Below are 21,886 nucleotides of genomic sequence, written 5' to 3' on the forward strand. Positions count from 1 at the left end.
GGCATGAGCGAAAATCAAACGTACGACTCCTCCAGCATCAAGGTGCTGAAAGGTTTGGATGCCGTACGCAAGCGTCCCGGCATGTACATTGGCGACACCGATGATGGTAGCGGCCTGCACCACATGGTCTTCGAGGTGGTCGACAACTCGATCGACGAAGCCCTCGCCGGTCACTGCGATGACATCACCGTCATCATCCATCCGGACGAATCCATCAGTGTGCGCGACAACGGTCGTGGCATTCCGGTCGACGTGCATAAAGAAGAAGGCGTTTCTGCAGCCGAGGTCATCATGACCGTGCTGCACGCCGGCGGTAAGTTCGACGACAACTCCTATAAGGTATCTGGCGGTCTGCACGGCGTAGGTGTTTCCGTGGTGAACGCCCTGTCCGAGAAACTGGTACTGACTGTTCGCCGTAGCGGCAAGATCTGGGAACAGACCTACGTTCACGGCGTTCCACAGGCGCCGATGGCGGTTGTTGGTGATAGCGAAACCACCGGTACCCATATCCACTTCAAGCCTTCGGCTGAAACCTTCAAGAACATTCACTTCAGCTGGGACATCCTGGCCAAGCGTATCCGCGAGCTGTCGTTCCTCAACTCCGGTGTCGGCATTCTGCTGAAGGATGAGCGCAGCGGTAAGGAAGAGTTCTTCAAGTACGAAGGCGGCCTGCGGGCATTCGTCGAGTACCTGAACACCAACAAGACGCCAGTCAACTCCCAGGTGTTCCACTTCAACGTCCAGCGTGACGATGGCGTAGGTGTTGAAGTTGCCCTGCAATGGAACGACAGCTTCAACGAAAACCTGCTGTGCTTCACCAACAACATTCCGCAGCGTGACGGCGGTACTCACCTGGTTGGCTTCCGTTCTTCGCTGACCCGTAGCCTGAACAACTACATCGAGCAAGAAGGCCTGGCCAAGAAGAACAAGGTCGCCACCACGGGTGACGATGCACGTGAAGGCCTGACGGCGATCATTTCGGTGAAGGTACCAGACCCCAAGTTCAGCTCGCAGACCAAAGACAAGCTGGTCTCCTCGGAGGTAAAAACCGCCGTGGAACAGGAGATGAACAAGTACTTCGCCGACTTCCTGCTGGAAAACCCGAACGAGGCCAAGGCCGTCGTTGGCAAGATGATCGACGCTGCCCGTGCCCGTGAAGCCGCACGTAAAGCCCGCGAAATGACTCGTCGTAAAGGCGCGCTGGATATCGCCGGCCTGCCAGGCAAACTGGCGGACTGCCAGGAGAAGGACCCTGCCCTTTCCGAACTGTACCTGGTGGAGGGTGACTCCGCGGGTGGCTCGGCCAAGCAAGGCCGCAACCGTCGCACCCAGGCGATCCTGCCGCTGAAGGGCAAGATCCTCAACGTCGAGAAGGCTCGCTTCGACAAGATGATCTCGTCCCAGGAAGTGGGCACGCTGATCACCGCGTTGGGCTGCGGTATTGGCCGCGAAGAGTACAACATCGACAAGCTGCGCTATCACAACATCATCATCATGACCGATGCTGACGTTGACGGTTCGCACATCCGTACCCTGCTGCTGACCTTCTTTTTCCGTCAGCTGCCGGAACTGGTCGAGCGCGGCTACATCTACATTGCCCAGCCACCGCTGTACAAGGTGAAGAAAGGCAAGCAGGAGCAGTACATCAAAGACGACGAGGCCATGGAAGAGTACATGACCCAGTCGGCCCTAGAGGATGCCAGCTTGCACTTGGATGAATCGGCGCCAGCGGTTTCCGGTGTGCAACTGGAAGCATTGGTCAATGAGTTCCGTAGCGTCATGAAGACCCTCAAGCGCCTGTCGCGTTTGTACCCGGAAGAGCTGACCGAGCACTTCATCTACCTGCCGGAGGTGACCCTGGAGCAATTGGCTGACCACGCCGTGATGCAAGGCTGGCTGGCCCAGTTCCAGGAGCGCTTGAGCAACAGCCAGAAGTCTGGCCTGGTTTACAAAGCCAGCCTGCGCGAAGACAAGGAGCGCAACGTATGGCTGCCAGAGGTAGAAGTCACCTCCCACGGCCTGGCCAGCTACGTTACCTTCAACCGCGACTTCTTCGGCAGCAATGACTACCGGACTGTGGTCAACATCGGTGCCAAGCTGTCCAGCCTGTTGGGTGAAGGTGCCTACGTACAGCGTGGTGAACGCCGCAAAGCGATCGTCGAGTTCAAAGAGGGCCTGGACTGGCTGATGAACGAGACCACCAAGCGCCACACCATCCAGCGATACAAAGGGCTGGGTGAGATGAACCCGGACCAGCTGTGGGAAACCACCATGGACCCGACCGTCCGCCGTATGCTCAAGGTCACCATCGAAGATGCGATCGCTGCAGACCAGATCTTCAACACCTTGATGGGTGATGCGGTCGAGCCGCGTCGTGACTTCATCGAAAGCAACGCGTTGTCGGTTTCGAACTTGGACTTCTGATGGGGTTGTAAGTGCACAGAATAGCTGCACGGTTCTACAAATAGTTGACCGGCCGGGCGCAAGGTTCGGCCCACGCCGGTCACCACCAAGAAGCCCGCTCTCGCGGGCTTTTTTGGGTCCTTAAATTCTTGTGCCCGCCCTCCTATCCCGAGTCGGAAGCTGGTGAGGATTTTTGATGGTGTGTGTACGACGGGATGTGAAGGTAGCTCGCAAGCTGATGGGGACGACGAGTGGAGCTAGGTGTAGGGCGACTCAAGCAAGATCCTGCTCAGCACCTTAAGTCGATGGCTCGGTGCGTCTTGTCTCCCAGTGTGCTACCTTGCGAGTAGATATTGATCAAGCCGCTTGGGTAGTCAAACCATGAACCGCAAGCTGAACACTTATGGCGTATTCATAGTAGAAAGGCCCAAAATTAAGGCGACCAAGAAGCTGGACTTGGGCGGCGAACAGGGTAAGCAGATTGTTTTTTCAGAAACAAAGCTCGCTCTCAGAACTCATAGGAAGACCTTTAAGAAGCTGGCTGACATGTAATGGAGTTGATCCGCTTTCCATTTGAACGTGTCATAGAGATAAATACTCAATACTGACTACCGAGCCCGGTATGAAGGGACGGTAAACCTCCCGCTCTTACAAGGCGCGCTGGCCCGAATCGACGACCTGGTAGCGGATGCCGTTAGGGATTTGGTTACTGGCGAGATCAACTAGCATGACTTCGCCGATATTCTCTATTCCTGCTTCGTGGCCTCTCAAAGTCAGGCTTAGTAATAGGACAGTCTGCTTGGGCCTGTTGAGATTCAGCTTTCCCATAGGATTTGATCCGTGGTGAAATTTGGAGATGATCAGATTTGCTCTTACAGACGCCCAGTGGGCGAAGATGGAACCACACTGCCTAGGCAAGCCAAGCGACCCCGGCCGCAGCGGTACGGATAATCGGCGCTTTATCGAGGCAGTTCTGTGGATTGCCCGCACCGGCAGCCCGTGGCGCGACCTGCCACTTTGGGAAATGGAATACAGTCTTTAAGCGCTTCCGCGACTGGGTGAGGGGCTGATGGCTTGATCGCCGACAAAGCATTCGATGCAAACTGGTTGATAGGTGATTTGAACCAGTGGGGCGCAAAGGTCGTCATCTCCCAAATGCAACTTCGCTGCTTACGTGTTGAGTTAAAGCGAGTAACGGATGTGCGTGGCACCTCCCTTTCCTAGGAGTAGCTGACAGAGACTTTATTAAGATACGACAATTGGTCTTTTGGTTGGCAGCCTCTTCGCAATTGTTTTACAGCGTACCGATGTTCCACGTGGAACCAACTCTTGTGTGGTGAGCTGGCTATTCTTATTTATTTTGTGAACCGTGACCGACGGAAAAAATATGACGTTTGGCCATCGATTGCTGGAGGGAACGAATCATTTTTTGTGAGAGCCTACAGGTATCGATGAGCGTATTAGCTGTTGTTAGCCGACGGATCATTGTTGTCGGTTAAACTGAAAACTCCGACCTTAGTGTCGTAATGCTGTTCACTAAGTGTGATGTCACACTAATTGGGGGCTGCTGCGCAGCCCATCGCAGCGGTTCGTCGCCACGACAAGCCAGCTCCCACAGGACGGTGCGATTCTTGAGGTCTGTGCTGTACCTGTGGGAGCTGGCTTGCCAGCGATGGGCCGCAGAGCGGCCCCAATTGCTTAAGTGAACAGCATTACGACCTTGGTGTCGGTTTTTCTTTAATTCAACGCTGGAAATCGCCTCAGTTCAACGTTCCACGTGGAACAGTCCATTAGTAGCCGCTAAGAATGTTGACGATCACGCCACTGGCGATGGCCACCAGCACATAGTCCCCGTTCACATACAACCAACGGTGATCACGCGGTGGGGCATACAAGTGGCGCGCCCTCCAGTCGGTCACCCAGTAGCGGTCGCCTCGATAATGCGGGTCAACCACATGCCCGCGCTGCCACTGTTGATGAGGGACTGGCATGCCTTGTTGTGGGCGGAAGTTCGGGTTGCGGTAAGCAGGGGCACGGCCATTGTCATGTCGGCCCTGGTGCTGTGGCTGACCATGCGACAGCGTGCCTTGGTGTGAGGGGCCGCCATCGTGTCGGTCGGCTTGGCCCGGCTGGGCGAAGCTGGCCAGAGGTGCGCCGAGCAGCAGCGCGGCGCAGATCACGGTTAGGGTTTTCTTCATTTGCTGCGGGTCCTCTACATGTTAACGCCCGGCTACAACTGTCTGGGTGCTGGTACGGTTAACTGATCAGACCACAATATTTCCCGCTTAATGTAAGGACAGAGGTAAAGGTCCGGTAAAGGTCTGAAAGGGCAAAACTTTAGAACATCACCCTGCACAGAACCTGTGGGAGCGGGCTTGCCCGCGAAGCGGCCAACACGGAGTATGGCACCGGCTTCGCCGGTGTTCGCGGGCAAGCCCGCTCCCACAGTGACCGCGCAAATTTTTAGATTTTGAGTAAGACCGTCGCTCCTACAAACCGAGCTCTTTCAAGCGGCGATATAGCGTACGTTCGCTCATGCCAAGGTGAAGGGCCAACTCACTACGCGAGCCTTTGAACTGTTCCAGTGCCTGCGCCAGCTCACTCAGGTGATTGCGCCGGCCCCCGCCTTTGATCGCCCCCGCCGGCCCAATGTCCTCGGGCAAATGCTCAGGTCGAATCAGCCCGTCATCGGCAAACAAGCGTGCCCTTTCCAGAATGTTGCGCAGCTCGCGGATGTTGCCCGGGAACGGATGCAGCCCAAGTCGCTGCAAGGCCTCGTCGCTCAACCTGGGCGTCGGCTTGCCTGCCATGCGTTGCAGCAGACTCTGCGCGAGCAGGGGCAGGTCTTCCACCCGTTCGCGCAGTGCCGGCAGGCGGATCGGGAAGCCGCTGATGCGGTAATACAAGTCTTCCCGGAATGTGCCGGCTGCGACCATTTGCTTGAGTGGTTTGTGGGTCGCCGAAACCAGGCGGAAGTCAGAATGCACAGTGCGCAAGCTACCCACTGGGCGGAAGCTGCCGGACTCGATCAGGCGCAGCAGCTTCACCTGCATCGCCAGCGGCACTTCGCCAATTTCGTCGAGGAACAGGGTACCGCCATGGGCCGCTTCGGCCAGGCCGATCTTGCGTTGATTGGCACCGGTGAACGCGCCCTTCTCGTAGCCGAACAACTCACTTTCGAACAGCGACTCGGTCAGGCCGGTGCAGTCGACCACTACTAGCGGGCCGTTGCTCCTTGGGCTTCCCATGTGTACCGCACGGGCGAACAGTTCCTTGCCAGTACCCGACTCACCCTGCAGCAACACGGGGATCTGCGCCGGCGCTGCGCGCTGCAGGCTGGCCAGGGCGGCCTTGAAGGCTGGCGCCCGGCCGACCAGACCCTGTTCCTGAGGCTGCGCCGAAGCGAGGGTGATGCTGGTCAGGCGCTCGACAAATGCCACCACCCTGCCCTGCTCGTCCAGGATTGGCCTCAGTTCGACATCCACGTGCTCGGGGCCGCGTGGCGTGTGATGAATGTGCAACACCCGCTCCGGTACCTTGCTGTGCCACGCCTTGCGCATCGGGCAATGTTCGCCGGCCTGGTCGCACGGTACGGCATAGTGGTGCGAGACCTTATGGCATTTTTCGCCAAGCGGCGCCTGGTCGTGCCGGCCGAACTGGCGGCGATAGGCGGCGTTGGCGGCCAGGATGTTGTAGTCGGTGTCCAGCACGATGGTCGGCAGGGCATCGTGCTCAAGGTAGGAAACCAGGGCTAGGATGAGTGGATGGGCTTCAGGCATGACGGCACCGATTGGAGGACCCGGCGCAGGGTAACAAGGACTGCCAAACACTGCCATTGGCTGACAGTCGACTGCCATCCGCGCTGCCAGTGTCGCTGTCCGCTGTCAGCAACCGAGCGGTTTCATTGGCTTGCGCGCCGGAAAAAGCCTGGCATGCATCTTGATAAACCTCCTGTCACTGCCTACGCCTGTACAAGGCGGGGCGGATAAATTGGAGAACGTGATGATCATCGGCAACAACCTTCACGTGGACGCCTTTTTCGACAAGGCGACCTCGACCATCAGCTACTTGGTCATGGACCGTGAAACCCGGCAATGCGCATTGATCGACAGCGTGCTGGATTACGACCCAAAGTCCGGGCGCACGTGCACCGCTTCGGCAGATCGCCTGATCGAGCGCGTGGCCGAGCTAGGGGCTAGCGTGCAGTGGGTGCTGGAAACCCACGTCCACGCTGACCATCTTTCGGCGGCGGCCTACCTGAAGGAGCAGCTCGGCGGCCATACCGCCATCGGCGCACACATCACCCAGGTGCAGAAAGTCTTCGGTGCGCTATTCAACGCGGAGCCCGGCTTCGCCCGCGATGGCAGCCAGTTCGATGTGCTATTCGAAGATGAAGAGGGTTTCCGCATTGGCAACCTGCATGCCCGTGCGTTGCACACCCCGGGGCACACACCCGCATGCATGAGTTTCATGATCGAGGACGCCGGCGAGATAGCGGTGTTCGTCGGCGATACCCTGTTCATGCCTGACTACGGCACCGCCCGTTGCGACTTCCCAGGCGCCGATGCCCGCACCCTGTATCGCTCGATCCGCCGCCTGCTGGCGTTCCCCGACCAGACCCGGCTGTTCATGTGCCACGACTACCTGCCTGGTGGCCGCGACATGCAGTACGTCACCACCGTGGCCGAACAGCGCGCCAGCAATATCCACATCCACCATGGCATCGACGAGGACAGCTTCGTCGCCATGCGCGAAGCCCGCGACAAGACCCTCGACATGCCCGTGCTGATCCTGCCTTCGGTGCAGGTGAACATGCGCAGCGGCCAGTTCCCTGCGGCGGAAGAGAACGGTGTGAGCTACCTGAAGATTCCGCTGAACAAGCTGTAAGCGCCCTGCCCCATAACCAGATTTCCAGGATTTACCGCCATGCCTGCCTTGTTGTCCCCTGCCAATACCGACCACCACAAGGTGGTCATCGTCGGTGCCGGTGCCGCCGGTATCGCCACCGCCTCCAGCTTGATCAGCCGTGACTCTTCGCTGGACGTGACCTTGATCGACCCCGCCGAGGTGCATTACTACCAGCCCGGCTGGACCATGGTCGGTGCGGGTGTGTTCAAGGCGCCGAGCACTGCCCGCACCATGGCCTCGACCATTCCGCGCGGGGTGCGCTGGCTAAAGGCGCGGGTGCAAAGGTTCGACCCGCTGGCCCAGTTGGTCATCCTCGACGGTGGCCGTGCCATCAGCTACGAACAGCTGGTGGTCTGCCCTGGCCTAACGCTGGACTGGGCTGCCATCGAGGGACTCAGCGAGACCCTGGGCCGTAACGGCGTAACCTCCAACTACCGCTACGACCTGGCGCCCTACACCTGGGAACTGGTGCAGAAACTCAAGCAAGGCCGTGCCGTGTTCAGCCAGCCACCCATGCCGATCAAATGCGCCGGTGCACCGCAGAAGGCGCTGTACCTGTCTTGCGACCATTGGCTGCGCCACGGTCACTTGGGGGCGGTGAAAGCCAGCTTCTTCAATGCCGGCGCTGTGTTGTTCGGTGTGGCTGACTACGTGCCTGCGCTGATGAAGTACATCGAAAAGTATGCCGTGGACCTCAACTTTTCCCACCGCCTGGTAGCCGTAGACGGTCCGAACAAGCGGGCCACCTTTGTGCGTAGCTTGCCCGATGGCAGCAGCGAAACGCGCGTCGAGGCCTTCGACATGCTCCACGTGGTGCCGCCGCAAGTGGCACCGGAGTTCATCCGCGAAAGCCCGTTGGCCGATAGCGCTGGCTGGGTCGATGTCGACCCGCACACCCTGCGCCATCGCAAGTTCACCAACGTCCACGCGTTGGGTGATGTGGCCAACACCAGCAATGCCAAGACCGCCGCCGCCGCCCGTAAACAGGCACCTGTCGTGGCCAACAACGTGCTGGTGGCACTCGGCAGGCTACCCACCCTGGCCCAGTACGACGGCTATGGCTCGTGCCCGCTGACCGTCGAACGAGGCAAGATCGTGCTGGCCGAATTCACCTATGGTGGCAAGCTGGCACCGAGCTTCCCCAATTGGTTGCTGGATGGCCGCAAGCCAACACGCCTGGCCTGGTTGCTCAAGGCTCAGGCGCTGCCCCCCTTGTACTGGAAAGGCATGCTCAAGGGCCGGGAGTGGCTGGCACGGCCCCAGCCATTTGTAGCCGAGGGCGGGCAGTGATCGAACATCAATTGTTGGGTGCAGGCCTTGGCGCAATCATCGGCGCCGTGCTGGCATTGACCGGTGCCGGTGGTGGCATTCTCGCTGTGCCCTTGCTGGTATTCGGCCTGGGGCTGTCGATGGTCGAAGCGGCACCGGTCGGCCTGTTGGCGGTTGGCCTGGCGGCTGCCGTGGGCGCGCTGCTGGGCTTGCGTCAGGGCCTGGTGCGCTACCGGGCGGCGCTGTTCATCGCCTTGGTCGGTGTGGTTGCGGCGCCGTTCGGGCTGCTGCTGGCGCACCGTCTGCCGAATGCGCCATTGCAGTTGGTGTTCGCCGGAGTGCTGGTGTATGCCTGCCTGCGTATCTGGCGCAAGGCAGCCAGGGAGCTGCGTGGCGACGCCAATGACGCTCACCGCTATATCGAGCCGTGTGTGCTGAACCCGTTGCAGGGCCGTTTGCGCTGGACGTTGCCTTGCGCGCGCGCCCTGGCATTCACCGGCGCCTTGTCCGGATTGCTGTCCGGCCTGCTGGGCGTGGGCGGTGGTTTTGTCATCATCCCAGCCTTGAACCGCTACACCAATCTACGCATGGCCAGCATCGTCTCTACTTCACTGGCGGTGATCGCACTGGTGTCCACCGGCAGTGTGGTCAGCGCCAGCCTGGCGGGGGTCATGCACTGGCAGGTCGGTGCCCCGTTCGCCGTCGGCGCAGTGCTCGGCCTGCTGCTGGCGCGGCCACTGGCGGCCAGGCTAGCCGGGCCGCGCCTGCAGCAGATGTTTGCCGTGGCAGGTTGGGCCGCCGCCCTGCTGCTGGCCGGCAAGGCGCTACTGGGCTAGCAGCTCGCTCTGGTCGGCCGCGCACAGCGCCAGCAGGTAGTCCCACACCACCCGCAGGCGCACCGACTTGTGCAGTTCGCGACGGGTACAGATCCAGTAGCTGCGCTGGATGGTTTCGCCAGGCAGCACGCGCACCAGCGTCGGGTCATGACGGGCCATGTAGTTGGGCAGCACGGCGATGCCCAGGCCGGCGCGGGCGGCAGCCTGCTGGGCGATCACGCTGGTGCTGCGAAACACCACGTTGGGCACCCGGCAGAAGCTGTTGAGAAACAGCAGCTCCTGGCTGAACAGCAAATCGTCGACGTAGCCGATCCAGCTGTGCCGGGCCAGGTCCTCGCGGTTGCGCAGGGGCGGTGCACGGTCCAGGTACTCCTGGCTGGCGTACAGCGCCAGGCGGTAGTCGGTGAGCTTGCGGGTGATCAGCAAGTCGGCATTGGGCCGTTCCAGGTGGATGCTGATCTCCGCTTCGCGGTTGAGGATGCTGACGAAGCGCGGCACGGCTACCAGTTCCACTTCCAGGCCGGGGTAGCGTTCGAACAGCGCATTCATGCGTGGGGTGAAGAACATGATGCCGATGCCTTCGGTCACCCCCAGGCGAATCTTGCCCAGCGGGGTGATGGCCTGGGTGATTTCTTCCTGCGCCAGCAGGGCGACGTTCTCCATGGCTTCGGCATGCTTGAGCAGGGCCTGCCCCGAGGGCGTCAGCTCGTAGCCCTGGGCATGCTGCATGAACAGCGCAGTACCGAGGCTTTGCTCGATGCTCTCGATATGCCGGGCCACGGTGCTGTGGGTAGTGTTGAGGCGCTTGGCGGCGGTAAGCAGGCGGCCGCTGCGCTGCAACTCGAGGAAAAACCGCAGATCGTTCCAGTCGAACATGCTTGTCCTTTTTGGCAGTTCGTTCCGGCCTCTTCGCGGGCATGCCCGCTCCCACAGGAATAGTGCAATCTTTGTGGGAGCGGGTTCACCCGCGAAGAGGCCGGTACAGACTTACCGCTGTGCTAAAACGCACAACGGCTGCGCGAAATCTCGTGTTTCCTCCACGAAATTACTCACTAAGATGGATCGGGACAAGAATAATAATCAGGCCCGAGGTTGCACATGCCATCAGCCGATTCTGTCTTCGACTACGTGGTCGTAGGGGCCGGTCCCGCCGGGTGCCTGCTGGCCAATCGTCTGTCCGCCGACCCTTCCTGCCGCGTCTTGCTGCTGGAAGCGGGTGGCCGCGACAACTATCCCTGGATCCACATCCCCGTCGGTTACCTTTACTGCATCGGTAACCCGCGCACCGACTGGTGCTTCAAGACCGAGGCTCAGCCCGGCTTGGGTGGTCGTGCCCTGGGTTATCCCCGTGGCAAGGTGCTCGGTGGCTGCTCCTCGATCAACGGCATGATCTACATGCGCGGCCAGGCCGCCGACTATGACCGCTGGGCCGAACAAGGCAACGACGGGTGGGCCTGGCAGGATGTGCTGCCGCTGTTCAAGGCCAGCGAAAATCACTTTGCCGGTGCCAGCGAGCACCATGGTGGTGAAGGCGAATGGCGGGTCGAACGCCAGCGCTACAGCTGGCCGATACTCGATGCCTTCCGTGATGCCGCCGAGCAGAGTGGTATCGGCAAGGTCGATGACTTCAACACCGGCGACAACCAGGGCTGTGGATACTTTCAGGTCAACCAGCGCAGCGGTGTGCGCTGGAACGCCTCCAAGGCGTTTTTGCGGCCGATCAAGGACCGTCCCAATCTCACCGTGCTGACTGGCGTCCAGGTTGATCGGGTGCTGCTCGACAACACCCGCGCGCGGGCGGTGAAGGCTTTATGGCAAGGCGCCTGGCATGAGTTTGCGGCGCGCCGCGAGATCATTCTCTGTGCTGGCGCCGTGGGTTCGCCCGGCATTCTGCAGCGCTCCGGTATCGGACCGCGCCAGTTGCTGGAAAATTTGGGGATTGGCGTTCGCCACGATATGCCGGGCGTCGGCGGCAACCTGCAGGACCACCTGCAATTGCGCCTGATCTACCAGATCCGCAACACCCGCACACTGAACCAGATGGCCAACAGCCTGTGGGGCAAGATGGGCATGGGCCTGCGCTACCTCTACGATCGCAGCGGCCCGCTGGCCATGGCACCGAGCCAGCTGGGCGTGTTCGCACGTTCGAGCCCGGAGCAGGTCAGCGCCAACCTGCAGTACCACGTGCAGCCGCTGTCACTGGAACGCTTTGGCGAGCCGCTGCATCAGTTCCCGGCCTTTACCGCTTCGGTGTGCAACCTGCGCCCGGCCAGCCGCGGACGTATCGATATTCGCAGCGCCGACATGAACAGCACGCCGCTGATCGACCCCAATTACCTCAGCGACCCCCAGGACCTGCGCGTCGCCGCCGAGGCCATCCGCCTTACCCGGCGCATCGTCCAGGCCCCTGCCCTCGCCGCGTTCGAGCCCAAGGAATACCTGCCAGGCCCAGCCCTGCAAACCGAGGAACAACTGTTCGAAGCTGCCGGCAAGGTCGGCACCACCATCTTCCACCCGGTCGGTACCTGCCGCATGGGCAGTGGCGCCCTGGACGTTGTGGATAACCAGCTTCGTGTGCATGGCATCCCTGGCCTGCGTGTGGCCGATGCCTCGATCATGCCGCAGATCACCTCCGGCAATACCTGTTCACCCACCCTGATGATCGCCGAGAAGGCGGCGCAACTGATCCTCAAAGGAGCTGCTACCCAAACCTATCTGAATGAAGACGCGATACCGACGCCCTGACCCGGGTGCGTGCAACACCGGCGGCTAGCGGTCTACGGCCGCCGACAGTGGAACAACAAGAATAATCACTGTGGCCTGCGGGCCGAGGACAGCAACGATGTCGGATTACATCCAAGAGCAGGGTGCGACCGCTAGCAGCTCCAGTGGTCGTGAAGAACGCAAGATCATTTTCGCGTCATCCCTCGGGACGGTTTTCGAGTGGTATGACTTTTTTCTCTATGGAGCGCTGGCAGCGGTCATCAGCAAGCAGTTCTTCGCTGGCGTGAACGACACTACCGCCTTCATCTTCGCCCTGATGGCCTTTGCCGCTGGGTTCCTGGTGCGGCCATTCGGTGCCCTGGTGTTCGGCCGCCTGGGGGACATGATCGGGCGCAAGTACACCTTCCTGGTCACCATCGTATTGATGGGCCTTTCCACCTTCGCGGTGGGGCTGTTGCCTACCTACGCCAGCATCGGCATTGCCGCACCGATCATCCTGGTGATCCTGCGCATGCTGCAAGGGCTGGCGTTGGGCGGTGAATACGGTGGTGCGGCGACCTATGTGGCCGAGCATGCGCCGCCCGGCAAGCGCGGCTTCCATACCGGTTTCATCCAGTCCACCGCCACCCTTGGCCTGTTGCTGTCGTTGCTGGTCGTGCTAGGCAGCCGCTACATCAGTGGCGACCAGTTCGAAACCTGGGGCTGGCGCTTGCCGTTCCTGCTGTCGATCGTGTTGCTGGCGATTTCCACCTGGATCCGCATGAGCATGCACGAGTCGCCAGCCTTCGTGAAAATGAAGGCCCAAGGCAAGATCAGCAAGTCGCCGATCCGCGAGTCGTTCACCTCCTGGCCGAACCTGAAAGTGGTACTCACCGCCCTGTTCAGCATCAACGCCGGGCAAGCCGTGACCTTCTACACGGCGCAGTTCTATGTGCTGTTCTTCATGACCCAGATGCTGAAGATGGACCCGGCCCAGGCCAACACCCTGCTGATCATCAGCGTGGTGATCGGTGCGCCGTTCTTTGTGTTCTTCGGCTGGTTGTCTGATCGTATTGGCCGCAAGCCGATCCTGATGCTCGGCCTGCTGCTGGCCACGGTGCTGTACTTCCCGCTGTTCAAGGCGCTGAGCCACTATGCCAACCCGCAGATCGACGCTGCCAGCCGTCAGGCACCGATCGTGGTCACCGCCGACCCGCAAGGCTGCACCTTCCAGTTCGACCCGGTCGGCAAGGCGCGCTTCGACAGCCCATGCGACAAGGTCAAGACCTTTCTGGTCAAGCAGGGCTTGCCGTACAGCTCGGTGAGCGTGGCTGGCAGTGAGGTGGTGGTAAATATCGGTGACAAGACCATCAATGGCTTCGACGAAGCTGCGATGCGTACGGCGGTCGAGCAGGCAGGCTACCCGGCCAAGGCTGACCCGGCGCAAGTCAACCAGGTGATGGTGGTGGTGCTGATCGTGGCGATGATCCTGATCGCGACCATGACCTATGGCCCGTTGGCGGCGGTGATGGTCGAGCTGTTCCCGACCCGCATTCGCTACACCTCGATGTCACTGCCCTACCACATTGGTAATGGCTGGTTCGGTGGGTTCCTGCCTACGGTGTCGTTCGCGCTGGTGGTATACACCGGGGACATCTTCTACGGGCTGTGGTACCCGGTGCTGGTGACCGGGGTCAGTTTAGTGGTTGGGATCTTCTGCCTGAAAGAAACCAAGGATGTGGATATCGACAAGGTCTGATGCTGTCTTCAATGGCCCTATCGCCGGCAAGCCAGCTCCCACAGGTACTGCACAGGGCTTGAGGTCTATGTGGTCGAGGTGGGAGCTGGCTTGCCGGCGATAGGGCCAGAAAACTCCATAAAAAACCGGCTGTAAAAGCCGGTTTTTTTATACCGCTGAAAAACTTATGCACGATTTTCAGAAAAATGTCATACACGGAAATAAACAGCTAATTCAAACACTTAGCTATCACTTCTAGCTTTTCATCCAAAAATTGCTCACAAGTTATCCACAGATGGTCAGGCCATCTGCTCCTGGGGTTTTTCTTCTGCTGGCGGCAGCGAACCCATGGCCCGCTGGGTCGCTTCGTTCCATGCCTGAGCGCGGTCGTTGAGCTCGGCGATGGCTCGTGGGCCGGTGCCGTTGGCGTACATCGGCTCACCAATCACCACCTCGATGGTGCCGGCGCGCTTGCCCCAGCCGGTCTTCGGCCAGAACTTGCCGGCGTTGTGGGCAATCGGCAGCACCGGCAGCCCGGCATTCACTGCCAGCGCGGTACCGCCACGGGAAAACTTGCCCAGCGTACCGAACGGCACGCGGGTGCCCTCCGGGAAGATCAGCACCCAGGTCTTCTGCTTGAGCAGCTCGTCACCCTTGCTGGCCACCTGGCGCAGGGCTTCCTTGGGGTTATCGCGGTTGATCGCGATCGGCCGCAGCATGGCCATGGCCCAGCCGAAGAACGGCACGTACAGCAGCTCGCGCTTGAGCACTTGGCTCAACGGCGAGAAGTATTGGGACAGGAAGAAGGTTTCCCAGGTGCTCTGGTGGTTGGACAGAATCACGCAAGGCTCATCAGGCACGTTCTCGGCGCCAGTGATCTTGTAGTCGATACCCAGAATGGTGCGCACCAGGAACAGCGCGCAGCGGCACCAGTACACGTTGATGAACTTGTAGCGCTTGGGGAACGACAGGAACGGCGCGACGAAGAAGCTCAGCGAGCACCACAGCAGCGAACTGGTGCCCAGCAGCAGGTAAAAAAGAAAGATTCTGATCGCCTGCAGGATCGACATAGTGGCTTGTACCATTGCGGGGCATGCCCGCCTGAGAAAAATGCGCCCGAAGGCGCACTGTTTAAATTAGTTCTCTGGCGATAGCTGCCAGATCGTCGAAAATCAGTGTAGTTTTCGGGACCCCTTTTTCCAGGGTCCGCTCGCCCTTGCCGGTTTTCACCAACACGGGTTGTGCACCGACGGCCAGGGCGGCCTCCAGGTCACCTTGGCTGTCGCCGACGAACCAGACGCCTTCCAGGCCGACCTGGTAATGCTCGGCGATCGCCCGCAGCATGCCGGGCTTGGGCTTGCGGCAATCGCAGCCTTGGTCCGGCCCATGCGGGCAATACACGATGTGGCCCACCTCGCCACCCTGCTCGGCCACCAGCGCGCGCAGGCGCGCATGCATGGCCTCGAGGGTTGCCAGCGGGTAGTAGCCACGGGCGATACCGGACTGGTTGGTGGCCACGGCCACCGTCCAGCCCGCCTTGCTCAACTGCGCGATGGCCTCGACCGAGCCCGGGATCGGTACCCACTCGTCCAGCGTCTTGATGTAGGCGTCGGAGTCGTAGTTGATCACCCCGTCACGGTCGAGAATCAGCAGTTTCAAGGCTTACCCCAGCAGCGAAATGTCAGCCACGCCCAGGAACAGGCCGCGCAGGCGGCTGAGCAGGGCATAACGGTTGGCACGTACCTTGGCGTCTTCGGCGTTGACCATCACCGCCTCGAAGAAGGCGTCGACCGGATCACGCAGGGCCGCCAGGCGGGCCAGCGATTCGCTGTACTGGCGTGCAGCAGCCATCGGTTGCACGGCCTGGTCGGCTTGCTGGATGGCCGAGTACAGGGAGAACTCGTTGGCATTGTCGAAGTACTTCGGCTCGACCTGCTCGGCGATGGCGCCTTCGGCCTTGCTCAGCAGGTTCGACACGCGTTTGTTCACCGCGGCCAGGGCCTCGGCTTCCGGCAGCTTGCGGAAGGCCTGCACGGCCTGTACGCGTTGGTCGAAGTCCAGGGCGGAGCCTGGCTGCAGGGCACGTACCGACAGGTAAGTGGCCACGTCGATGCCTTCGTCTTCGTAACGCGCGCGCAGGCGGTCGAAGATGAATTCCAGTACCTGCTCGGCCAGCCCGGCGGCCTTGACCTTGGTGCCGAACTGCTTGACCGCGAACTCGACCGCACCGGTCAGGTCCAGGTCCAGCTGCTTCTCGATCAGGATCCGCAGCACGCCCAGGGCGGCACGGCGCAGGGCGTACGGGTCCTTGCTGCCGGTAGGCAGCATGCCGATGCCGAAGATGCCGACCAGGGTGTCGAGCTTGTCGGCGATGGCCACGGCGGCACCGGTGAGGGTCTGCGGCAGCTCGGCGCCAGCACCGCGCGGCATGTACTGCTCGTTCAGGGCCAGGGCAACGTCTTCTGGCTCACCGTCGTTGAGCGCGTAGTAGTAACCGGCAACACCCTGCATTTCAGGGAATTCGCCGACCATCTCGGTGGCCAGGTCGCACTTCGATAGCAGGCCGGCACGGCCAGCGCGCTGGGCGTCGCCGCCGATCAGCGGGGCGATGAAGGCGGCCAGTCTGGAAACGCGCTCGGCCTTGTCGTAAACGGTACCCAACTGAGCCTGGAATACCACGTTCTTCAGGCGCTCGTTGAAGGTTTCCAGCGGCTGCTTCTTGTCTTGCTTGAAGAAGAACTCGGCGTCGGTCAGGCGTGGGCGCACGACCTTTTCGTTGCCTTGCACGATCTGCTTCGGGTCGCGGCTCTCGACGTTGGCCACGGTGATGAAGCGCGGCAGCAGCTTGCCTTCGCTGTCCAGCAGGCAGAAGTACTTCTGGTTGTCCTGCATGGTGGTGATCAGGGCTTCCTGCGGCACTTCGAGGAAACGTTCCTCGAACGAGCACACCAGCGGCACCGGCCATTCGACCAGCGCGGTCACTTCGTCCAGCAGCGCCGGTGGCACGATGGCCGTGCCCTCCTGCTGCATGGCCAGCTCCGCGGTACGCTTGGCGATCAGCTCGCGGCGCTCGGCGAAGTCGGCCAGCACGTAGGCTTTGCGCAGGTCTTCGACGTAGTTGGCCGGGGTGGTGATGACCACATTTTCCGGGTGGTGGAAGCGGTGGCCACGGGACTCACGGCCAGCCTTCTGCGACAGGATGGTGCAGTCGACCACCTGGTCGCCCAGCAGCATCACCAGCCATTGGGTCGGGCGCACGAACTCTTCACGGCTGGCAGCCCAGCGCATGCGCTTGGGGATCGGCAGGTCGTTGAGAGAATCTTCGACGATTGTCGGCAGCAGGCCAATGGTGGCCTTGCCCGGGATGTGCTGGGAGAAGCGCAGCTTGGGGCCGCTCTGGTCGATTTCCGAAAGCTCCACGCCGCACTTCTTGGCGAAGCCCAAGGCAGCCTGGGTTGGCTCGCCGTCTTTGAAGGCCGCCTGCAGGGGCGGGCCGTCGATGTTGATGCTGCGGTCAGGCTGCTGCACGTCCAGTTGGCGGATCAGCACGGCCAGGCGACGTGGTGCTGCGTATACCTGCTTGCCGGTGTACTTCAGGCCAGCGGCCTGCAGGCCTTTCTCGATACCGGCCAGGAAGGCTTCGCCGAGGCTGGCCAGGGCTTTGGGTGGCAGCTCTTCGGTGCCCAGTTCTACCAGGAAATCTTGAGCACTCATTGTGCAGCCTCCAGCTTAGCCAACACTTCGTCACGCAGTTCAGGGGTGGCCATCGGGAAGCCCAGGCGTGCGCGGGCTTGCAGATAGCTTTGCGCCACGTCCCGGGCCAGGGTACGTACGCGCAGGATGTAGCGCTGGCGCTCGGTCACCGAGATGGCGCGGCGGGCGTCCAGCAGGTTGAAGGTGTGCGAGGCCTTCAGGACCATTTCGTAGGTCGGCAGCGGCAGCTCCAGCTTGATCAGGCGGTTGGCTTCGCTTTCGTAGAAGTCGAACAGTTCGAACAGCTTGTCGACGTTGGCGTGTTCGAAGTTGTAGGTCGACTGCTCTACCTCGTTCTGGTGGAACACGTCGCCGTAGGTGACCTTGCCGAACGGGCCGTCGGCCCATACCAGGTCGTACACCGAGTCGACGCCCTGGATGTACATGGCCAGGCGCTCCAGGCCGTAGGTGATTTCACCGGTGACCGGATAGCACTCGATGCCGCCTACCTGCTGGAAGTAGGTGAACTGGGTGACTTCCATGCCGTTCAGCCAGATTTCCCAGCCCAGGCCCCAGGCGCCGAGGGTCGGCGATTCCCAGTTGTCTTCGACGAAGCGGATGTCGTGGACCAGCGGATCCAGGCCGATGGCTTTCAGCGAGCCGAGGTACAGCTCCTGGAAGTTGGCCGGGTTCGGCTTGAGCACTACTTGGAACTGGTAGTAGTGCTGCAGGCGGTTGGGGTTTTCGCCATACCGCCCGTCGGCAGGGCGACGGCTAGGCTGCACGTAGGCGGCGTTCCAGGTTTCTGGACCCACGGCGCGCAGGAATGTAGCGGTGTGGAATGTGCCGGCGCCTACTTCCATATCGTAGGGCTGAAGCACCACACAACCTTGAGCTGCCCAGTAGTTCTGCAGGGCGAGGATCAGGTCTTGGAAGGTACGCACGGCTGGCGTAGGCTGGCTCACGAAATTCACCTGTATCTGGGGATGCGGATGTAAAGAGCGGGAGTATAACCTGATTCGCCTCGCCCTCTACTCATTGGAGCCTTATGCCACGCTGCTTTTGGTGTACCGACGATCCGTTGTACCAGGCCTACCATGACCAGGAATGGGGAACGCCACAGCGTGACCCGGCGTTGCTCTTCGAGATGCTTTTGCTCGAAGGGTTCCAGGCGGGGCTGTCGTGGATCACTGTTTTGCGCAAACGCGAGCGTTATCGCGAGGTGATGCATGGCTTCGACCCGGTCAAACTGGCGGCCATGAGCGACGAACGCATCGAAGAACTGATGCAGGATGCCGGCATCATCCGCAACCGCCTCAAGCTCAAGGCGGCGCGGCGCAATGCCCAGGCGTGGCTGGCTGTGGATAACCCCGGCGAATGGCTGTGGTCGTTCGTTGGTGGTGTACCGAAGATCAACCACTTCACCGGCCGCAGCGATGTGCCGGCGGTTACCGACGAAGCCAAGGCCATGAGCAAGGCCCTGCAGAAAGCCGGCTTCACGTTCGTCGGGCCGACCATCTGTTACGCCTTCATGCAGGCCACCGGCATGGTCATGGACCACACCACCGATTGCGATCGCTACGCCGCCTTGTTGCGCTGAGGAGTTACAATGCGCGCCTTGCTGAAATAAGGAATTCGCCTGTGGAAAAGTTCAAGGGCGCCCTGATGGTCGGGGTGCTGCGCCTGTTCGCCAAGCTGCCCTGGGGCGCTGTGCAGCGCGTTGGCGCTGGTATCGGCTGGCTGATGTGGAAGATCCCCAACGGTTCGCGCAACGTGGTGCGGATCAACCTGGCCAAGTGTTTCCCGGAAATGGACCCGGTTGCCCGTGAGCAACTGGTTGGCCAGGCGCTGCGGGATATCGGCAAATCCTTCGTCGAAAGTGCCTGCGCCTGGATCTGGCCACCGCAGCGCTCGCTGGAGCTGGTCAAGGAAGTCCACGGTCTGGAAGTGCTGGAGCAGGCCTTGGCCTCGGGCAAGGGCGTGGTTGGCATCACCAGCCACCTGGGCAACTGGGAAGTGCTCAACCACTTCTACTGCAACCAGTGCAAACCGATCATCTTCTACCGTCCGCCGAAGCTGAAGGCGGTGGATGACCTGCTGCGCGAGCAGCGCGTGCAGATGGGCAACCGCGTGGCGCCTTCGACCAAGGAAGGCATTCTCAGTGTGATCAAGGAAGTGCGCCGCGGTGGCCAGGTGGGCATCCCGGCCGACCCGGAGCCGGCGGAATCGGCTGGGGTGTTCGTGCCGTTCCTCGGCACCCAGGCGCTGACCAGCAAGTTCGTGCCGAACATGTTGGCCGGGGGCAAGGCTGTGGGGGTATTCCTGCATGCGCTGCGGCTGCCGGATGGCTCGGGCTTCAAGGTGTTCCTGGAGGCGGCGCCGGAAGAGATGTACAGCACCGACGTGACCGTGTCGGCGGCGGCGATGAGCAAGGTGGTCGAGCGCTATGTGCGCGAATACCCGAGCCAGTACATGTGGAGCATGAAGCGCTTCAAGAAGCGCCCGGCGGGCGAAGCGCGCTGGTATTAAACTTTTCACCGGGCCCTTGTAGGAGCGGGTTTACCCGCGAATGCGATGTTGGATTTACCGACGCATTCGCGGGTAAACCCGCTCCTACAAGGGCCGCGTCAACTCGATGCTTTATTAAGCTTCTTCAGGAACACGGTCATCTCTTTCTCGGCCTGCTTGTCGCCATGCGCCTGCGCCGCCACGATCCCGTCCTCCCAGGCCTTGCGCGCCGCTGCCAGGTCACCGACCAACTGATATGCCTTGCCCAGCAGCTTCCACGCTGCGGAGTACTTCGGATCCTGCTCCACACACCGGGCCAAATGCACCGCCGCTTCAGCACCATTGCCTTCATCCAGCCAGGCCTTGCCCAGCCCGAACCGCAGCAACGGGTTATCCACACCTTTGGCCAGCATCTTCTCCAGCGATTCGCGCATGCCTTCTTCTCCTAGAAGAAACTCAAGCCGACGTGGAACAGCTTCTCCACATCGCGAATGTGCTTTTTATCCACAACGAACAGGATCACATGATCACCCGTTTCGATCACGGTGTCGTCGTGGGCGATCATCACCTCTTCGTCACGGATGATCGCACCGATGGTGGTGCCTGGTGGCAGGGCGATGTCCTCGATGGCCTTGCCGACCACCTTGCTCGACTTCGAATCCCCGTGCGCCACCGCCTCGATGGCCTCGGCCGCACCGCGGCGCAGCGAGTGCACGCTGACGATGTCGCCACGGCGCACGTGCGCCAGCAAGGTGCCGATGGTGGCCAACTGCGGGCTGATGGCGATGTCGATGTCGCCGCCTTGCACCAGGTCGACGTAGGCCGGGTTGTTGATGATGGTCATCACTTTGCGCGCGCCCAGGCGCTTGGCCAGCAGCGACGACATGATGTTGGCCTCGTCGTCGTTGGTCAGGGCCAGGAAGATGTCGGCGTCGGAGATGTTCTCTTCGAGCATCAGGTCCTTGTCCGAGGCGCTGCCCTGCAGCACCACGGTGCTTTCCAGGGTGTCGGAGAGGTGCCGGCAACGGGCCGGGCTCATCTCGATGATCTTCACCTGATAGCGGCTTTCGATGGCCTCGGCCAGGCGCTCGCCGATCTGCCCGCCACCGGCGATGACCACGCGCTTGTTGGTCTCGTCGATGCGCCGCAGCTCGCCCATCACGGCGCGGATGTCCTTCCTGGCGGCGATGAAGAACACTTCGTCGTCGGCTTCGATCACCGTGTCGCCACGCGGGGTAATCGGCCGGTCACGGCGGAAGATGGCCGCCACGCGGGTGTCGACGTTGGGCATGTGCGCGCGGATCTGGCGCAGTTGCTGACCCACCAGCGGGCCGCCGTAGTACGCCTTCACCGCCACCAGCTGGGCCTTGCCTTCGGCGAAGTCGATCACCTGCAGCGAGCCTGGGTGTTCGATCAGGCGCTTGATGTAGTTGGTCACCACTTGCTCGGGGCTGATCAGCACGTCGACCGGGATATGGTCGTTATGGAACAGCTCCTCGCGGGTGAGGTAGGCCGACTCGCGCACCCGGGCGATCTTGGTCGGGGTGTGGAACAGCGAATAGGCTACCTGGCAGGCGACCATGTTGGTCTCGTCGCTGTTGGTCACCGCCACCAGCATGTCGGCGTCGTCGGCACCGGCCTGGCGCAGCACCGTGGGCAGCGAGCCACGGCCCTGCACGGTGCGGATATCCAGGCGGTCGCCGAGGTCGCGCAGGCGGTCGCCATCGGTGTCGACCACGGTAATGTCGTTGGCTTCGCTGGCCAGGTGCTCCGCCAGCGTACCGCCTACCTGCCCTGCGCCGAGGATGATGATCTTCATCCGCTACTC

General features: G+C 61.3%; 19 protein-coding genes. 10 read left to right on the forward strand and 9 right to left on the reverse strand.

Annotated features, from left to right (window positions below):
- The first annotated feature begins 3 nt into the window (after positions 1 to 3).
- The 3 genes from gyrB to TZ03_RS28445 all read left to right on the forward strand — a co-directional run bounded on the left by gyrB (position 4) and on the right by TZ03_RS28445 (position 3,445).
- Complete coding sequence (gene gyrB / locus TZ03_RS06550) at positions 4 to 2,424, forward strand: DNA topoisomerase (ATP-hydrolyzing) subunit B (protein ID WP_051096530.1); 2,421 nt, start codon at positions 4 to 6, stop codon at positions 2,422 to 2,424.
- 360 nt (positions 2,425 to 2,784) lie between these two features.
- On the forward strand, positions 2,785 to 2,955 hold the full coding sequence (locus TZ03_RS06555; RefSeq protein WP_051096531.1) for a hypothetical protein: 171 nt from the start codon (positions 2,785 to 2,787) through the stop codon (positions 2,953 to 2,955).
- A gap of 304 nt (positions 2,956 to 3,259) precedes the next feature.
- Complete coding sequence (locus TZ03_RS28445; protein ID WP_414860302.1) at positions 3,260 to 3,445, forward strand: transposase; 186 nt, start codon at positions 3,260 to 3,262, stop codon at positions 3,443 to 3,445.
- 748 nt (positions 3,446 to 4,193) lie between these two features.
- Here TZ03_RS28445 and TZ03_RS06565 read toward each other — a convergent pair.
- Both TZ03_RS06565 and TZ03_RS06570 read right to left on the reverse strand, forming a co-directional pair.
- The gene (locus TZ03_RS06565; protein WP_051096533.1) at positions 4,194 to 4,601 is read right to left on the reverse strand and encodes an RcnB family protein; all 408 of its coding nucleotides are present in this window, start codon (positions 4,599 to 4,601) and stop codon (positions 4,194 to 4,196) included.
- 291 nt (positions 4,602 to 4,892) lie between these two features.
- The gene (locus tag TZ03_RS06570; RefSeq protein WP_051096534.1) at positions 4,893 to 6,182 is read right to left on the reverse strand and encodes a sigma-54 interaction domain-containing protein; all 1,290 of its coding nucleotides are present in this window, start codon (positions 6,180 to 6,182) and stop codon (positions 4,893 to 4,895) included.
- 223 nt (positions 6,183 to 6,405) lie between these two features.
- Here TZ03_RS06570 and TZ03_RS06575 point away from each other — a divergent pair, with 223 nt between their 5' ends.
- Genes TZ03_RS06575 through TZ03_RS06585 form a run of 3 tightly spaced genes read left to right on the forward strand, consistent with a single transcriptional unit; the run spans position 6,406 to position 9,416 of the window.
- Positions 6,406 to 7,290, forward strand: coding sequence for an MBL fold metallo-hydrolase (locus TZ03_RS06575; protein WP_051096535.1), 885 nt, complete (start codon positions 6,406 to 6,408; stop codon positions 7,288 to 7,290).
- 39 nt (positions 7,291 to 7,329) lie between these two features.
- Complete coding sequence (locus TZ03_RS06580) at positions 7,330 to 8,601, forward strand: FAD/NAD(P)-binding oxidoreductase (protein ID WP_051096536.1); 1,272 nt, start codon at positions 7,330 to 7,332, stop codon at positions 8,599 to 8,601.
- Positions 8,598 to 9,416, forward strand: coding sequence for a sulfite exporter TauE/SafE family protein (locus TZ03_RS06585; RefSeq protein ID WP_051096537.1), 819 nt, complete (start codon positions 8,598 to 8,600; stop codon positions 9,414 to 9,416). Before TZ03_RS06580 ends, TZ03_RS06585 begins: the two co-directional genes overlap by 4 nt.
- Here TZ03_RS06585 and TZ03_RS06590 read toward each other — a convergent pair.
- Complete coding sequence (locus TZ03_RS06590; RefSeq protein WP_051096538.1) at positions 9,405 to 10,292, reverse strand: LysR family transcriptional regulator; 888 nt, start codon at positions 10,290 to 10,292, stop codon at positions 9,405 to 9,407. The two genes, TZ03_RS06585 and TZ03_RS06590, sit on opposite strands and share 12 nt — an antisense overlap.
- Positions 10,293 to 10,514: 222 nt before the next feature.
- Between TZ03_RS06590 and TZ03_RS06595 the strand changes: the two genes are divergently transcribed.
- Both TZ03_RS06595 and TZ03_RS06600 read left to right on the forward strand, forming a co-directional pair.
- Positions 10,515 to 12,161, forward strand: coding sequence for a GMC family oxidoreductase (locus TZ03_RS06595; protein ID WP_051096539.1), 1,647 nt, complete (start codon positions 10,515 to 10,517; stop codon positions 12,159 to 12,161).
- Positions 12,162 to 12,258: 97 nt separating this feature from the next.
- Positions 12,259 to 13,878 carry an MFS transporter gene (locus TZ03_RS06600; protein ID WP_051096540.1) on the forward strand — a complete coding sequence of 540 codons (1,620 nt, stop codon included), beginning with the start codon at positions 12,259 to 12,261 and terminating at the stop codon, positions 13,876 to 13,878.
- Between the two features lie 278 nt (positions 13,879 to 14,156).
- On the opposite strand, the gene TZ03_RS06605 is transcribed toward TZ03_RS06600, so the two are convergent.
- From TZ03_RS06605 to glyQ, 4 genes are read right to left on the reverse strand one after another with little or no spacing between them, the layout of a single operon-like run.
- Positions 14,157 to 14,942: a lysophospholipid acyltransferase family protein gene (locus tag TZ03_RS06605; protein WP_051096541.1), complete on the reverse strand. Its 786-nt coding sequence runs from the start codon at positions 14,940 to 14,942 to the stop codon at positions 14,157 to 14,159.
- Between the two features lie 46 nt (positions 14,943 to 14,988).
- Entirely contained in the window at positions 14,989 to 15,516 is a 528-nt protein-coding gene (gene gmhB, locus TZ03_RS06610) for a D-glycero-beta-D-manno-heptose 1,7-bisphosphate 7-phosphatase (protein WP_051096542.1), read from the reverse strand.
- 3 nt (positions 15,517 to 15,519) lie between these two features.
- The gene (glyS, locus tag TZ03_RS06615) at positions 15,520 to 17,571 is read right to left on the reverse strand and encodes a glycine--tRNA ligase subunit beta (RefSeq protein WP_051096543.1); all 2,052 of its coding nucleotides are present in this window, start codon (positions 17,569 to 17,571) and stop codon (positions 15,520 to 15,522) included.
- On the reverse strand, positions 17,568 to 18,515 hold the full coding sequence (gene glyQ / locus TZ03_RS06620) for a glycine--tRNA ligase subunit alpha (protein ID WP_003253126.1): 948 nt from the start codon (positions 18,513 to 18,515) through the stop codon (positions 17,568 to 17,570). The genes glyS and glyQ overlap by 4 nt, the downstream gene beginning before the upstream one ends.
- An 83-nt stretch (positions 18,516 to 18,598) precedes the next feature.
- Between glyQ and TZ03_RS06625 the strand changes: the two genes are divergently transcribed.
- A complete protein-coding gene (locus TZ03_RS06625) occupies positions 18,599 to 19,150 on the forward strand; it encodes a DNA-3-methyladenine glycosylase I (protein ID WP_051096544.1) in 552 nt (183 codons plus the stop codon).
- Between the two features lie 41 nt (positions 19,151 to 19,191).
- On the forward strand, positions 19,192 to 20,079 hold the full coding sequence (locus TZ03_RS06630; protein WP_051096545.1) for a lysophospholipid acyltransferase: 888 nt from the start codon (positions 19,192 to 19,194) through the stop codon (positions 20,077 to 20,079).
- A gap of 98 nt (positions 20,080 to 20,177) precedes the next feature.
- On the opposite strand, the gene TZ03_RS06635 is transcribed toward TZ03_RS06630, so the two are convergent.
- Both TZ03_RS06635 and trkA read right to left on the reverse strand, forming a co-directional pair.
- Positions 20,178 to 20,492, reverse strand: coding sequence for a tetratricopeptide repeat protein (locus TZ03_RS06635; RefSeq protein WP_051096546.1), 315 nt, complete (start codon positions 20,490 to 20,492; stop codon positions 20,178 to 20,180).
- Positions 20,493 to 20,503: 11 nt separating this feature from the next.
- Complete coding sequence (gene trkA, locus TZ03_RS06640) at positions 20,504 to 21,877, reverse strand: Trk system potassium transporter TrkA (protein WP_051096547.1); 1,374 nt, start codon at positions 21,875 to 21,877, stop codon at positions 20,504 to 20,506.
- Positions 21,878 to 21,886: the final 9 nt, after the last annotated feature.

Origin of the sequence: Pseudomonas sp. 10-1B, from assembly GCF_000935045.1 — a bacterium.
GTDB lineage: Bacteria > Pseudomonadota > Gammaproteobacteria > Pseudomonadales > Pseudomonadaceae > Aquipseudomonas.